Annotated in this window: 11 protein-coding genes and 1 pseudogene; 3 read left to right on the forward strand and 9 right to left on the reverse strand. The window is 60.5% G+C overall.

Annotation, left to right across the window (positions count from 1 at the left end):
• Positions 1–59: 59 nt before the first annotated feature.
• The 4 genes and pseudogenes from PSUM_RS28140 to PSUM_RS28150 form a co-directional block, all read right to left on the reverse strand.
• Positions 60–500: a carboxymuconolactone decarboxylase family protein gene (locus tag PSUM_RS28140; RefSeq protein ID WP_020795679.1), complete on the reverse strand. Its 441-nt coding sequence runs from the start codon at positions 498–500 to the stop codon at positions 60–62.
• Between the two features lie 118 nt (positions 501–618).
• Entirely contained in the window at positions 619–2,061 is a 1,443-nt protein-coding gene (locus PSUM_RS28145; RefSeq protein ID WP_033041298.1) for a mechanosensitive ion channel family protein, read from the reverse strand.
• A 280-nt stretch (positions 2,062–2,341) separates the two neighbouring features.
• A pseudogene (locus PSUM_RS32745) lies at positions 2,342–2,461 on the reverse strand (hydrolase); the annotation flags it as partial.
• Entirely contained in the window at positions 2,443–3,309 is an 867-nt protein-coding gene (locus PSUM_RS28150; RefSeq protein ID WP_083349528.1) for a pirin family protein, read from the reverse strand. The gene PSUM_RS28150 and the pseudogene PSUM_RS32745, both read right to left, overlap by 19 nt.
• A 528-nt stretch (positions 3,310–3,837) precedes the next feature.
• Here PSUM_RS28150 and dkgB point away from each other — a divergent pair.
• A complete protein-coding gene (dkgB, locus tag PSUM_RS28155; RefSeq protein WP_083349529.1) occupies positions 3,838–4,641 on the forward strand; it encodes a 2,5-didehydrogluconate reductase DkgB in 804 nt (267 codons plus the stop codon).
• On the opposite strand, the gene PSUM_RS28160 is transcribed toward dkgB, so the two are convergent.
• The 5 genes from PSUM_RS28160 to PSUM_RS28180 all read right to left on the reverse strand — a co-directional run bounded on the left by PSUM_RS28160 (position 4,638) and on the right by PSUM_RS28180 (position 11,136).
• On the reverse strand, positions 4,638–7,874 hold the full coding sequence (locus PSUM_RS28160; RefSeq protein ID WP_083349530.1) for a transporter substrate-binding domain-containing protein: 3,237 nt from the start codon (positions 7,872–7,874) through the stop codon (positions 4,638–4,640). The two genes, dkgB and PSUM_RS28160, sit on opposite strands and share 4 nt — an antisense overlap.
• Positions 7,875–8,501 carry a response regulator transcription factor gene (locus PSUM_RS28165; RefSeq protein WP_020795687.1) on the reverse strand — a complete coding sequence of 209 codons (627 nt, stop codon included), beginning with the start codon at positions 8,499–8,501 and terminating at the stop codon, positions 7,875–7,877. It lies immediately after the preceding gene.
• A gap of 111 nt (positions 8,502–8,612) precedes the next feature.
• On the reverse strand, positions 8,613–9,026 hold the full coding sequence (locus PSUM_RS28170; protein ID WP_020795688.1) for a hypothetical protein: 414 nt from the start codon (positions 9,024–9,026) through the stop codon (positions 8,613–8,615).
• Between the two features lie 147 nt (positions 9,027–9,173).
• Complete coding sequence (locus tag PSUM_RS28175; RefSeq protein WP_083349531.1) at positions 9,174–10,508, reverse strand: lysine N(6)-hydroxylase/L-ornithine N(5)-oxygenase family protein; 1,335 nt, start codon at positions 10,506–10,508, stop codon at positions 9,174–9,176.
• Positions 10,509–10,653: 145 nt separating this feature from the next.
• Positions 10,654–11,136, reverse strand: coding sequence for a sigma-70 family RNA polymerase sigma factor (locus tag PSUM_RS28180; RefSeq protein WP_008056197.1), 483 nt, complete (start codon positions 11,134–11,136; stop codon positions 10,654–10,656).
• Positions 11,137–11,555: 419 nt separating this feature from the next.
• Here PSUM_RS28180 and PSUM_RS28185 point away from each other — a divergent pair, with 419 nt between their 5' ends.
• Positions 11,556–12,728 carry an efflux RND transporter periplasmic adaptor subunit gene (locus PSUM_RS28185; RefSeq protein WP_083349532.1) on the forward strand — a complete coding sequence of 391 codons (1,173 nt, stop codon included), beginning with the start codon at positions 11,556–11,558 and terminating at the stop codon, positions 12,726–12,728.
• Complete coding sequence (locus tag PSUM_RS28190) at positions 12,729–14,702, forward strand: MacB family efflux pump subunit (RefSeq protein ID WP_083349533.1); 1,974 nt, start codon at positions 12,729–12,731, stop codon at positions 14,700–14,702. It begins immediately after the preceding gene.
• Positions 14,703–14,705: the final 3 nt, after the last annotated feature.

Genomic DNA, 14,705 nt, shown 5'->3' on the forward strand with positions numbered 1-14,705 from the left:
TCCCTCGCCCAGTCTGCTTTTCATTAACTGAGCGATTCAATGACGCAGGGGCAAAAAAATCAGGCCTGAGGCGTCTTGCGAAAGCCCACCGCCAGGCGGTTCCAGCCGTTGATGGTGTTGATCGCAACGGTCAGGTCGACCAATTCCTTGGGGGTGAATTGGGCGGCGACCACTTCGTAGTCTTCATCCGGCGCATGGGTCAGGCTGAGCTGGGTCAGCGATTCGGTCCAGAGCAGTGCGGCGCGTTCGCGCTCGGTGAAGAAGGGTGCTTCGCGCCAGGCCGTCACGGCGAACAGGCGACGCGGGGTTTCGCCGGCCTTGATCGCGTCGGCGGTATGCATGTCGATGCAGAAGGCGCAGCCGTTGATTTGCGAAGAGCGCAGCTTGACCAGTTCGATCAGGGACTTTTCCAGCGGCAGTTTGGAAACGGCGGATTCCAGGGCGATCATGGCTTTGAGGGCGTCAGGGGAAGCGGTGTAGAAATCGATACGCGGTTGCATGGCATGCTCCTGGGCAAGTGGGTGTGGCACTAAGTTAGCTCTACCGCCTGCGTGTACAAATAGCCAATCGGGCAGAAGTCGAGGAGGCCAATGGCCCGCTAAACGCGCCATGCTCCCGTCACACCCGACTGCGCAACCATTGCAAGAACCCTTTCTTCGGCACCACGAGGGGGACATCCGCGATCAGCGACTTGGCCTTGTTCAGACGGAAATCCAGCAAGGTTTTCATCGCATCGTTGATGTCCTGGCGGGCATCCAGGCAGGGCTTGAGGTACTGTTTTTCGATGCGATAGAGCGTACACGGGGTTTTCGCGGTGAACTGGGCGGGTAGCGCGCTATCGGTCAAGATACCGGCCTCGCCGATCACCTCCCCTGGCCCCATGCGTCCGGATTCGATGGGCGTGCCGTGACGGTTCAGCGTAACGGAAACCACCCCGGACTCGATGATGAACAAGTGATCGCTGACCTCCCCCGCCTCCAGTATCGTCTCGCCCGTGCGGAACGATTGCAGGGACATGTTCTGGCTGAAGGTTTCTTTCTCATCGTGGCGCAGGCTGGAAAACAGCGGCGAGCTGTCGAGCAGCGCCCGTGGGCGTGTGAGGTCGTTCGACGGGTTGGCTTCGACGCTCGACAGCAGGTGAATCCCCGATGCCCGCAAATGCCGGTACGCCAGATCGAACAGTTGATTACGTACCGAGCGCTTCTCGCTCATCGAGGCGACAAACCCGCTGATTTCGTATTCGTTGCCGGCAGCACTGGAGCTTTTGAGCGCTACTTTGCCGCCGGGTGAAGTCAATAAGGTTCGGCAACCCTGCACCGCTCGCTCAAGGGCATCGATCACGATTTGCGGACGGACATGGGGGCTGACCTGCAGGCTGATCGACAGACCGAACATATCGCTGGGACGGCTGAAGTTGGTGATCTTGGCCTTGGCCGCCAACGAGTTGGGAATCACGATCATGCTGCCTTGGGAAGTCTGCAAGCGCGTGGCCCGCCAATCGATATCGATGACCCGGCCTTCGGTGCCGTCGATGGCGATCCAGTCATCCAGTTGATAGGGCTTGGTGGTGTTCAGCACGATCCCGGAGAACACGTCACTGAGGGTGCTTTGCAAGGCCAGGCCGACGATGATCGCCAAGGCACCGGAGGTAGCCAGTACGCCTTTGACCGGCAGATTGAGCACGTAGGCCAGGGCTGCGATGACCGCGACCAGGAAAATCACCGCACCCAGCAAGTCCTGCAGCAATCGCCCGGTGTGTCCCACCCGTTGCATCATTACCGCACCGATCAGCACGGTCAGGGTGCGCGCAGCGAACAGCCACCAGCCGATCTGCAAACCGGTGGCTGCCAGGTGCAACGGCACGTTGTCATCCCAGGGCGCGGGTTCCAGCGGGTTCATGCCTTCGTTGAACAGTACCAGGCTGAACAGTGAGAAAATCACCACCCGCACCAGCAGTTTCACGTTGTGGCCACGGGTACCGATCAAGCGCCACAACACCAGATCGGTCAGGATCAGGAGCAAGGCACAAATCAGCGGGTGTTCGGTCAGTAACGACAGCATCAAGCAGCTCCGGCACGGGTGATTAACGCAAATATCGCACACATTGTAGGAGCTGCCGCAGGCTGCGATCTTTTGATCTTCGGCGAATTGCAAATCATGCAAAATCAAGATCAAAAGATCGCAGCCTGCGGCAGCTCCTACAGGGGGCGATATGTCCGGGTTACTTGGTCAGGGTGCTGTAGCCCGATGTCGTTGCGCCGGTCGCGGTACAGCTCACAGGCCAGGCCGAACGGGTCCGCGTGTGTTATCGATGCCGAAAAAGTCGGCGTGGGTATCCCGGTTAGCGCTGCGAATCCAGCGCTTCATGTTCGTTCGCCACTTGTTGAGCCTTGAGGTAGCTCTCGATCAACAATTGTAGATCTGGAGTGGTTGCCCGAGGCATCAACCGTGCATCTGGCCGAAACGACCGGACTGAAAGTCGGCGAACGCCTGGTGGATTTCCTGCTCGGTGTTCATAACGAACGGACCGTGGCCGACGATCGGCTCGTCGATCGGTTCGCCACTGAGCAGCAGCACTACAGCGTCTTCGCTGGCCTGGAGGGTCAGTTGATCGCCCTTGCGGTCGAACAAGGCCAACTGCCCTTGACGCACCGACTCCACGCCGTTGACCTCAATCGTGCCGCGCAAAACCACCAGTGCGGTGTTGCGTCCTTCATGCAGATCCAGCGTGAGCAGCTTGCCGGCATTCAGGCGCAGGTCCCAGACGTCGATTGGGGTAAAGGTGCGCGACGGCCCTTTGTGGCCTTCAAATTCACCGGCGATCAAGCGCAAGCTGCCGGCGTCGTTCGCCAGGGCAATGCTCGGAATGTCGCCATTGAGTATGGTTTGATAACCGGCATCGGCCATTTTGTCCTTGGCCGGCAGGTTGACCCACAACTGCACCATTTCCAGGGTGCCGCCGCTCTTGGCGAAAGCTTCGGAGTGAAACTCTTCATGGAGAATCCCCGAGGCGGCGGTCATCCATTGCACGTCACCGGGGCCGATCTTGCCGCCACTGCCGGTGGAGTCGCGATGTTCCAGTTCGCCCTTGTAGACGATAGTCACGGTTTCGAAACCACGGTGTGGATGCTGACCAACGCCGCGTCGCGCGGTGGTCGGGGTGAATTCAGCTGGGCCGGCGTGATCCAGCAGCAGGAACGGGCTGATGTGCTTGCCCAGGTTGTCGTAGGAAAAGAGCGTGCGAACCGGAAAACCGTCGCCGACCCAATGGGCCCGCGGGCTGGTGTAGATACCGATGATGTTTTTCATGGTGTCTCCTGATGAGGTGCGTGAAGTCATGGACAGAGCTTAAAACCGTGACCTTTGCTGCGCTAGACTGCAAAAATCAGCTTTAGCGTTCTATCTGGAGAACGATGGTGGAAGACCTCAACACCCTCTACTACTTCACCCAGGTGGTGGAACATCAGGGTTTCGCGTTATCCATGCGATCTTCCCGTCACGCCGTGGCCTGCTGCCGTCGGTGCGGACCTTGATCGACTTTCTTGGCGAAGAGTTCAGCCGCAGCGATATTGCCTGGGCGCTGGTTCCCCTGTAGGAAGCATGCTCGCTATGGACGCCCAAACAACGCGGGCAATCAGATAGCCCGCGTAATCGTTAACGTCCATCGCGACGGTGCGACGATTCGACATGCTCGCTCCTACAGGGGAATGCATTCCAGACCACGTGCCATCGATTTTTGATTTCCAGTAAACATTGCTTTGCCCATCCAGCGGTTTTTCTCACGGATACAGGCGCGGATACTCGCGCCCATTCCCACTGCACCCACTGGAGTCATTCATGTCTATCCCCGCTTTCGGCCTGGGTACGTTTCGCTTGCAAGGCCAGGTGGTCATCGATTCGGTGAGCACCGCCCTGGAACTGGGTTACCGGGTCATCGATACCGCGCAGATCTACGAAAACGAAGCCGAAGTCGGCCATGCCATCGCTGCCAGCGGCATTGCCCGCGAAGACCTGTTCATCACCAGCAAGATCTGGGTCGCCAATTTCGCCAAGGATCGCCTGATCGACAGCCTCCGGGAGAGCCTGCACAAACTGCAGACTGACTATCTGGACTTGACCCTGATCCACTGGCCGTCGCCGCAAGACCAGGTGTCGGTCGAGGAGTTCATGGGTGCCTTGCTCGAAGCCAGGGACCTGGGCCTGACCCGGCAGATCGGTGTCTCCAACTTCACCGTCGACCTGATGAAACAGGCGATAACCGCCGTCGGCGCGCAGAACATCGCCACTAACCAGATCGAATTGCACCCCTACCTGCAAAACCGCCAGGTCGTCGAGTTCGCGCAAAGCCAGGGTATCCAGATCACTTCGTACATGACCCTGGCCTACGGTGAAGTGCTCAAGGATCCGGTGATTATGCAGATCGCCGACCGTCTGCAAGCAACACCGGCACAAGTCACCCTGGCCTGGGCCCTGCAACTGGGTCATGGCGTGATTCCTTCGTCGACCAAACGCGCCAACCTCGCCGGCAACCTCAAGGCCAGCGCGATCACGTTGAGCGATGCCGACATGGCATTGATCGCCAGCCTGGATCGCGGCTATCGACTGACCAGCCCCAAGGGCCTGGCGCCGACCTGGGATTAAGCAGCCGGGTTCAAGCCCCTGCCCTGTTCAAGCGTTTTGTCCAGGCGCGTCATCGCCTGGTGCAACTGATCGACGGCTGCGTCGATCAGTGCGGCATCGCGCTCGGCACAAGCACGCTCCAGTTGTTCGCAACACGCCACCAGAGCCTGTGCCCGGACCATTTGCGCACCACCCCTGATGCGGTGCGCCAGGTCTTTCAAGCCATGGCGATTACCGCTGGCATGTTCTTGCATAAGACGCTCGCGATCTTCGCGGTTGGTCACGGCCAAATCTTGCAGCAGTTGCACGATCAATTCACTGTCGGCGCCGGTGTAGCGTTGCAACCCGGTTAAATCGATTTCGGTGATGGGGGGCGCTTCGGGCACGCCTGCCGATTCGACGGGAAATCTGCAGCTCAACCATGCGCTCAGGTCGACCAATTGAATGGGTTTGAACAGACAATCGTCCATGCCCGCTTCAATGCAACGCATTTTCTCCTCGGGTTGCGCGCTGGCAGTGAAGCCTAGAATCAACGTCGGCGGCCCCACCTGGAAGCGCTCCTCATCGCGGATCGCACCCGCCAGTTCATAACCGCTGACCACCGGCATGTTGCAGTCGGTGACGACCAGATCGCAGACGTGTTCACGCCATTGCTCGAAGCCTTGCTGGCCATCCTCCGCGAGCAGAACCTGGTGCCCGAGGTAACTCAGTTGCCGCGAAAGCAGCAACCGATTGGCCGGGTAATCGTCCACCACCAGAATTGTCAGCGGCCGGGTCCTTGCCGGCGGTTCGCCCGGCGCTTTTTCAGCGGCGGGCAACGTCTCCAATGCCAGCAGTTCAAGGCTGATGTCCAAACGGGTACCGCGCCCCAGGACACTGGCGAGTTGCAATTGCCCGCCCATCATTTCGCACAGCGTGCGGCTGATCACCAGCCCCAGGCCGGACCCCTGCCGGCCTGATACCTGGCGATTCCCGACCTGCACGAACGGACTGAACAAGCGTTGCTGGTCAAAGTCGCTGATACCACTGCCGCTGTCCTCTATACACACATTGACCGCGATACGGTCCGGCAACACGGGCATAACCTGCAACTTCAGGCTGACTTCGCCTTTGTGGGTGAACTTGATGGCATTGCTCAGCAAGTTGGACAGCACCTGCTTGAAACGCGTGGGGTCGATCAACACATCGCGGTCGCTGTGCTCATCCAGCTCGATGCGCCACAGCAGGTTCTTCTGCCGGGCCAGGCCTTCGAAGACCCGACACACCGACACCACCAGCGCGTGCAGATTGGTGCGCTCCGGCATCAGGGACAAATGTCCGGACTCGATTCGGGCAATGTCCAGGATGTCGCCGATCAAGGCCAGCAACTGTTGCCCGGCACTTGACGCCACCTCGATGGCCGCGCGGTCGGTGACGCCCTTGTCGGCGGATTTCAGTGCCAGTTCAAGCATACCGATCAGGGCATTCATCGGCGTGCGGATTTCATGGCTCATGGTCGCCAGGAACGTGGTCTTGGCGCGATTCGCATCGTCGGCGGTGTCCTTGGCCTCCTGCAATCGGGCAAGCCATTGCTGGCGCTGGCGGATCTGCCGGCGCTGCCAGGCAATCCACAACAGGGCAAGGAGAAGCAAGGCGCCCGCGGCAGCGAACGCCTGGAATATGGTCTGTCGATGACGCAGCCAATAGCTCTGCTCCACCATCAGGTCATTGCGCCAGGGCATTATCAGGTCGTCGATTTCTTCGGGAGGGATACTGAGCAAGGCCTTGTCCAGGATCGAATGCAACTCGGTGTCGTCGCGACCGGTCGCCAGGGTACTGCGCGCGGGATCGATGCCCACGGTGCTGGTGACCTGGAGGCGATCACGGTACTGCCGGGATATCAGGTAACGGGCACTGATCAATGAGTTGATGCCACCTTGTGCCTTGCCCTGGGCAACCATTTCCATGGCATCGGCCGACAGCGGCGCATCAACACAACGAATCGACGGGAAGTATTGGCGAATGAACTCGCCAGCGATATTGCCCTGAGTCAGCGCCAGGGTCTTTCCGGCCAGATCATCCAGGGTCCTGGGGCTATCCGGCGCCAGGCGCGTTACCAGCACGGAAGGGCTGGTCAGGAACGGCCGGGTAAACAGCAAGTCTTCCTCACGCCGGGAACTCAGGCCGATGCCGGCCAGCACGTCGACCTGGCCGCTCTTGATCGCCTGCAGCATCTCGGCCACTGAGCGCATGCCCCGGATGTCGAATTGCAAGCCGGTGCGCAGGCTTATTTTCGCCAACACATCGACCCCGATGCCGCGAAACTTGCCTTCACTGTCCATGAACGTTATCGGCGGGATGTTCTCGTTGATCGCCACACTCACGCGCGGGTGACGGTCGAGCCAGCGTTGCTCGGCCACGCTCAATTGCAGCGACTGCGTGCCCGGCATGGACACCCCGCTCGCGCCCCAGCGGCGCAGGATGTTCATTTGTTCATTGGCCGTTATCGCCGTCAGGGCCTTGTTGACAACGCGCAGCAGCGCCGGGTTGTCGCGGGCCATGGCAAAGGCGAAGCGCCCCGGTTCCATGGGCGAGAAGTCAGCCAGCTGGACGTTGTTCAGGTAGTTTTTGCTGATCAGGTAATGGGCGCTGATCGCATCGCCCAGATAGACATCCGCCTGGCCAAAGGCGACTGCGCCGACCGCTGCCAGTGTCGAGGGGAAAAGCTGGACCTGCGCTTCAGGATAGAACTGCTGCACGCTTTGTTCAGGCAAGTAGTGGTAGAGCGTTGCCAGGCGCTTGTCAGCCAGCGTCGGGTCCAGTGCCTGGAGCGAGTCAACTCGGGTCACCAATACCGGCTGATCCACCGCATAGGCGTGGGACATTTGTAATTGGCGGTCCTGGGACTCGTAGCTGTTGGACGTTCCCAGGAGGTCTGCTGCCCCTTGCTTGACTGCTCGAAGGGCGTCTTCGCGGGCTGGATAGCGCTGGACTTCGATCTCCACCTGCAGCAGCTGGCGCAGCAGATCGGCATAGTCGGCCGTCACCCCCTCAAGCGTGTGATCGGTGGTGATGTCAAAAGGTGGATAATCCGGGGCTGAAACGGCAAGCACCAAACGGGCTTTCTGCTGCAACCAGCGCGAGTCGGCCACCGATAACGGCAGCACCTGGCCTTCCGCGCTGGAACGGCCCAGCAACGCCAATGTCTGCGGCTGCGCAAGGACACTCGATGCCCCCAGGCAAAGAGCCAACAGCAGGTATCGAATAGCGTTCATTCAGACCAAGGCATGACGCTGGGCAAGTTCACGCAGATGCACCGACGACTTCACGTTGAGCTTTTCAGTCAAGCGGGTTTTGTAGGTGCTCACGGTCTTGTGGCTCACGTGCAGGATTTCGGCGATTTCCTTGTTGCTCGTACCGCGGGCCAGATACTGGAAAATCGATAACTCGCGGTCCGAGAGGCTGTCAATCATGTGCTTTTCACTGCGTAGCACCTGGCTCACGGACACCGAGCTCGAGGGCAATCGGGTGAAAAAGGTGTAGCCGGCCATCACGGCGCGCACGGCTTTGTGCAGATGCTGCAGATCGTTGGTCTTGGGGACGTAGGCCACGGCACCCGCGCGCATGCAACGATCCTGGAAAAACGCTGGCTCCTGGGCGGTGAACACCACCACCCGGCAGTGCATCTCTTCCATCTGGATCCGTGCCAGTACCTCAAGACCGTCGAGCTTCGGGAGTTTGAGGTCCAGCACCAGCAGTTCAGGCTTATGTTCGCGGATCATCGACAAGACTTCGTTACCGCTTGCCGCTTCAAAGATGTGCTGGTATCCCTCCAGCTTGAGTACGATTTTGACTGCACCTCGAATCGCCGGATGATCATCCACAATCAACGCGCGCTTCATGGCAACTCCCTATGCATAAACACAACATTCGGACACTGATGGTCCATGGGTAAGAGCCCGCACGGGACACAGTAGCTGCACCTGAACTCTTGCACGTATAACTCGATTGAACTACCTGACAGAAATGACAGTCCCGACGAGCGGTCGGGGTCGATCGACGATTGCCATCAAACGCTGGACCGTCGCCAGGTCCGGCAACAAGGCGTGGCTCACCTGCACCTTGTGCCGTTCACAGGCCGCAATGACAGGGAGTTGTGCGCACTGGCCATCGAAGATCAGCGCATGCGCAAGCTGCTCGTTGTCGAGACAGAAATCCAGCAGGTCCAGCTTGCCGTGCGCAAGGCCAGCATTGATGACCAGCAGATCGAATGGCGCGCAGCCATATTCAACCAGGTTCAGAAGCTCCTCGAAGCTTTGCACCGGTGCCACGCGAAAGTAATCGAGCTGGTTGAACAACCGCTCTATTTTCATCCGGTTGAAGTGTTGTTCGTCGGCGATCAGGATGCGTAAGGACTTGCTGGGCAACGTAGCCCCCCGGGTCAGATTGATGAGGGGGGCAAGGCTACGGAAGACTTACGACGCATTCTGTAGGAAAAGTCCGAAATACCACCCGAAAAGTCTGACGCGAGTCGCGGGTTTGCAACGAAGGCGACCTCACCGCCGCCGAAGATTTCAGCTGGCAGTCGCCAGGAGCAGATCCGCCATCGAGCGATGCCCGCGCTTCTTGCCATGGTCATACAGCGAACCGGCGATCTCGTGCGCACGAATCGGCAGGATCGACAGCAGCGTGTCGCTCAAGCCATGGCTGGCCTGGCAGAAGCCCTGCATATAGATGCCGGCCTTGCAGCGCTCATCCGTGATCAATTTGTAGTTACGATCCACCTCGAAATCACCCAGGTACTGTTCCAGCGGGGCCAGCAGCTTGCGGTGCATCTGCCGCTCGTAACCGGTGGCCAGCACCACGGCGTCATAGAGACGGACCGTGACTTCGCCGGTGGCGTTGTTGCGCACGGCCAGCTCGATGCCGCGCTCGGTGGCGCTGGCGCTTTCAATGGTGGTCAGGGTACGGAACGCATGGCGAGCAATGCCCGAGACTTTCTGCCGGTAGAAAATCCCGTAGATGCGTTCGATCAGGTCGATGTCCACCACCGAATAGTTGGTGTTGTGGTATTCGTTGACCAGGCGCTCACGCTCGCTGCTGTCTTGCTGGAACACCAGGTCGGTGAACTCCGGCGAGAACACTTCATTGACGAACGGGCTGTCGTCCGCCGGTTTCAGGGCAGAACCGCGCAAGATCATGTCGACCTGCACCGACGGGAAGCTGTCGTTGAGGTCGATGAAGGCTTCCGCCGCGCTCTGCCCGCCACCAATGATTGCAATGCTCATCGGCTGGTTGTTCACGCACGGCTGCGTGGCCATCTGCGCCAGGTACTGCGAATGGTGGAACACGCGACTGTCGCCCTTGAGTGCCTTGAACGCCTCGGGGATTCGCGGCGTGCCGCCCGCGCTGACCACCACCGAACGGGTGGTTCGAACCTGTTGATGTCCAGCGCTATCGCGAGAAATCACCCGCAGCGCTTCGACTTGCTGGTTGTGCAGCACCGGTTCGATGGCCAGCACTTCTTCGCCATAACGGCTTTGTTTCTCGAATTGCGCAGCCACCCAGCGCAGGTAGTCGTTGTACTCCATGCGGCAGGGATAGAACGTGCCCAGGTTGATGAAGTCCACCAGGCGACCGTGAGCCTTGAGGTAATTGACGAACGAGTAAGGACTGGTCGGGTTGCGCAGGGTCACCAGGTCCTTGAGGAAGGAGATCTGCAGCTCGCTTTGGGTCGACAGGGTGTTGCCATGCCAGCTGTAGTTGGCTTGCTTGTCAAGAAACAGTACATCCAGCTCGCCCTGGGTCGGCCCGCGTTCTTGCAGGGCGATGGCCAGTGCCAGGTTCGAAGGGCCGAAACCGACGCCGATCAGGTCGTGAACGATGGGCGATGCAATTGCCTGTGTCATTTCCAGTGTCCTCTGGATGAACCCCCGAGCGGCGGGGAGATAAGCCTAAGTGACCTGGCAGGCCTTGAGCAGGACAGCAGGTCGTCTGTTGATTAGGAACGAGGACAGTGAAATAAAATTTAACAAGAACGGATCAGCGCGAGGATCAATGCGCATCCCATTGGCGCATCCGCACGCGGCAATGCTTCATGGCGTTGACGATGTGCTTTTCTACCAGAGCCTTGGAGATGCCCAGGTGTTCGGCGATCTGGGGGTGTGACAGGCCTTCGATCTTGCGCAGCAGAAAACTCTCGCGGCACAGACGGGGCAACTCCGCCAGGGCACGCTGGAGCATGTCCAGGCGCTGGCCGTGATCGAGGCTGCTCAGGGGCGAGGGACTGAAATAGCGCTCTTCGTTGTCGAGCACCTCCAGCGACTCGACCTGGCGCAATGCATTGCGTCGATGATCGTCGATCACCAGGTTCAATGCCGTGCGATACAGGAATGCCCGGGGCTGCTCGATCGGCGTGTCGCTGGAGCGTTCCAGGACTCGCAGGTAAGCGTCATGCACCACATCTTCAGCCACCTGGCGGTTGCCCAGCTTGGCGTTGAGGAAACACACCAGCTCTCGATAGTAGTTTTCCAACATGACTCCCGTCCGCACGGGTGCGGTTTCTGTCCTTGAAGCAACCTGTCGGCCACAGTGGCACGGTAGTGGCAATTTGAGATGCGTAATTTATAGTAATTCTCATGTAGATTTAAAGTATTGCTTTGTTTTACCTGCCAAATAGCCATGGGCTACAGCTGATCGTTCCCACGCTCCGCGTGGGAATGCCGCCAGGGACGCTCCGCGTTCCGCTGTCGACGCATGGCTCGGATCTTGCGCAAGGGTGACGCGGAGCGTCAGGGGCTGCATTCCCACGCAGAGCATGGGAACGATCAGTCAGGCAAACGACAGTGTTACGCCGCGTGTCCGAGGCTAAATTCCCTGCAGCTGTCCTCGTCTACTAGGACAGCTCCACGTCCCTGCCGGCTCCACGGCAGTGTTCAACTGCTTTGGAACCCTGCATGAAACGTTCCCGTTGTACCCGACGCGCCCTGCTGGTAGCACTCACCCTGATCCCCGTTATCGCCGTTGCGGCCTGGCAGTTCATTCCGCCCGGGCGCGACCGGTTCGCCACCGTGCAGGTGACCCGCGCCGACCTCGAAAGCAGTGTCACGGCCTTGGGTACCCTGCAACCCAGGCGTTACGTGGACGTCGGCGCCCAAGCGTCCGGGCAGATTCAAAAGATCCACGTGGAAGTCGGTGACGTGGTCAAGGAAGGCCAGCTGCTGGTGGAAATCGATCCCTCCACGCAACAGGCCAAACTCGATGCCGGGCGTTTTTCCATCGAAAACCTCAAGGCGCAGCTTCAGGAGCAACGCGCGCAACACGACCTGGCCCAACAGAAATTCCAGCGCCAGCAACACCTCAAGGCCGGCAACGCCACCCGCGAAGAAGACGTGCAGACTGCGCAGGCCGAACTGCGCGCCACCCAGGCGCGCATCGACATGATCCAGGCGCAGATTCGCCAGGCCCAGGCCAGCCTGCGCAGCGATCAGGCCGAGCTCGGATACACCCGGATCTATGCGCCCATGTCCGGCACTGTGGTCGCACTGGATGCCCGCGAAGGCCAGACCCTCAACGCCCAGCAACAGACACCGCTGATTCTGCGCATCGCCAAACTGTCGCCGATGACCGTCTGGGCCGAGGTCTCCGAAGCCGACATCGGCCACGTCAAACCCGGCATGAACGCCTGGTTCACCACCCTGAGCGGCGGCACCCGGCGCTGGAAAAGCACCGTGCGGCAGATCCTGCCCGTACCGCCCAAACCCCTAGACCAAACCAGCCAGGGCGGCGGCAGCCCCGCCAGCTCGAGCAAAAGCGGCAGCGCACGGGTGGTGCTGTACACCGTGCTGCTGGATGTCGATAACGCCGACAACGCGCTGATGGCGGAAATGACCACCCAGGTATTTTTCGTCGCAGGCCAGGCGCAAAACGTCCTGACCGCACCGATCGCCGCGCTGCAGGCCGGCGCGCAATCCGACAGCCAGACCGCGCAAGTGGTGGCCAGCAATGGCCGTATCGAACAACGCAACGTGCGCACCGGTATCAGCGACCGCCTGCGGGTGCAGATCCTCGACGGCCTGCAGGAAGGCGATCACTTGTTGATCGGCCCGGCCGACGGGAGCGGCGGGTAAATGCATACGCCCCTGATCGACCTTTCAGACATCCGCAAAGCCTACGGCGGTGGCGACGCGCCTGAAGTCCATGTGTTGCGCGGCATCGACCTGTCGATCCATGCCGGGGAATTCGTGGCGATCGTCGGCGCCTCCGGCTCCGGCAAGTCGACACTGATGAACATCCTCGGCTGCCTCGACCGTCCGACCTCGGGCGAATACCGCTTCGCCGGAGAAAACGTCGCCGACTTGGACAGCGACGAACTGGCCTGGCTGCGCCGCGAAGCTTTTGGTTTCGTGTTCCAGGGTTATCACCTGATTCCGTCCGGTTCGGCCCAGGAGAACGTCGAGATGCCGGCGATCTACGCTGGCACTCCAGCCGCCGAACGACATGCCCGTGCCGCCGCCCTGCTCAAGCGCCTCGGCCTGGCCACACGCACCGGCAATCGTCCACACCAGCTCTCCGGTGGCCAGCAGCAACGGGTGTCCATTGCCCGCGCCTTGATGAACGGCGGCCATATCATCCTCGCCGACGAACCCACCGGCGCCCTCGACAGTCACAGCGGCAAGGAAGTCATGGCGCTGCTCGACGAGCTGGCGAGCCAGGGCCACGTGGTGATCCTCATTACCCATGATCGCGAAGTGGCGGCGCGGGCCAAGCGCATCATCGAGATCCGCGACGGCCTGATCATCAGTGACAGCGCCCTGGACAATCGCGCCGCGCAAACCCCTGCCAATCCCGGTGCATTGCAAGCAGTGGACCTGCGCAAGCGCCTGACTGAAGGCACGCAAGCCAGCGGTGCCTGGAAAGGCGAGCTGGTCGACGCGGTGCAAGCCGCCTGGCGGGTGATGTGGATCAACAGGTTCCGCACCGCGCTGACCCTGCTGGGGATCATTATCGGCGTGGCGTCGGTGGTGGTGATGCTGGCCGTCGGCGAAGGCAGCAAGCGCCAAGTCATGGCCCAGATGGGCGCGTTCGGTTCCAACATCATTTACCTCAGTGGCGCGTCCCCAAACCCGCGCACGCCGCTGGGTATCGTCACCCTGGACGAAGTTAAGGCGGTGGCGAGCCTGCCCCAGGTGATGCGCATCATGCCGGTCAACGGCCAGGAAGCCGGGGTACGCTTCGGCAACCTCGACCACCTGAGCTACGTTGGCGGCAACGACACCAACTTCCCGGCGATCTTCAACTGGCCAGTGGTGCAAGGTAGCTACTTCACCGAGGCCGATGAACGAAACGCCGCGGCGGTCGCGGTGATCGGCCACAAGGTGCGGACCAAACTGCTCAAGGACGTCGCCAATCCCATCGGCCAGTACATCCTGATCGAAAACGTACCCTTCCAGGTGGTCGGCGTGCTGGCGGAAAAAGGCGCCAGCTCCGGCGACTCCGACAGCGACGACCGCATCGCCATCCCCTACTCCGCCGCCAGCGTGCGGTTATTCGGCACTTACAACCCGGAATACATCGCGATTGCCGCCGCCGATGCGCGCAAGGTCAAGGAAACGGAACACGCCATCGAGCAATTGATGCTGCGCCTGCACAACGGCAAGAAGGATTTCGAGCTGACCAACAACGCGGCGATGATCCAGGCCGAAGCGCGCACGCAAAACACCCTGTCGCTGATGCTCGGTTCGATTGCCGCGATTTCGCTGCTGGTGGGCGGCATCGGCGTGATGAACATCATGCTCATGACCGTGCGCGAACGGACCCGCGAGATCGGCATCCGCATGGCCACCGGTGCCCGCCAGCGCGACATCCTGCGCCAGTTCCTCACCGAAGCGGTGATGCTTTCGGTGGTCGGTGGCCTGGCCGGGATCGCCCTGGCGCTGATCGTCGGCGGCGTGCTGATCCTCAGCGAAGTCGCCGTCGCGTTCTCCTTGATAGCGGTGTTGGGCGCCTTCGGCTGCGCCCTGGTCACCGGTGTCGTCTTCGGCTTCATGCCGGCCCGCAAAGCTGCCCGACTCGACCCGGTCACGGCCCTTACCAGTGAATGATCT

Source organism: Pseudomonas umsongensis (genome assembly GCF_002236105.1).
Classification (GTDB): Bacteria; Pseudomonadota; Gammaproteobacteria; order Pseudomonadales; family Pseudomonadaceae; genus Aquipseudomonas; species Aquipseudomonas umsongensis.

Coding starts and splice junctions, on each gene's coding strand:
- PSUM_RS28190 (WP_083349533.1), top strand. CDS start 12,729: ATGCATACGCCCCTGATCGACCTTTCAGACATCCGCAAAGCCTACGGC.
- PSUM_RS28150 (WP_083349528.1), bottom strand. CDS start 3,309: ATGAAAAACATCATCGGTATCTACACCAGCCCGCGGGCCCATTGGGTC.
- dkgB (WP_083349529.1), top strand. CDS start 3,838: ATGTCTATCCCCGCTTTCGGCCTGGGTACGTTTCGCTTGCAAGGCCAG.
- PSUM_RS28165 (WP_020795687.1), bottom strand. CDS start 8,501: ATGAAGCGCGCGTTGATTGTGGATGATCATCCGGCGATTCGAGGTGCA.
- PSUM_RS28185 (WP_083349532.1), top strand. CDS start 11,556: ATGAAACGTTCCCGTTGTACCCGACGCGCCCTGCTGGTAGCACTCACC.
- PSUM_RS28145 (WP_033041298.1), bottom strand. CDS start 2,061: ATGCTGTCGTTACTGACCGAACACCCGCTGATTTGTGCCTTGCTCCTG.
- PSUM_RS28160 (WP_083349530.1), bottom strand. CDS start 7,874: ATGAACGCTATTCGATACCTGCTGTTGGCTCTTTGCCTGGGGGCATCG.
- PSUM_RS28180 (WP_008056197.1), bottom strand. CDS start 11,136: ATGTTGGAAAACTACTATCGAGAGCTGGTGTGTTTCCTCAACGCCAAG.
- PSUM_RS28140 (WP_020795679.1), bottom strand. CDS start 500: ATGCAACCGCGTATCGATTTCTACACCGCTTCCCCTGACGCCCTCAAA.
- PSUM_RS28175 (WP_083349531.1), bottom strand. CDS start 10,508: ATGACACAGGCAATTGCATCGCCCATCGTTCACGACCTGATCGGCGTC.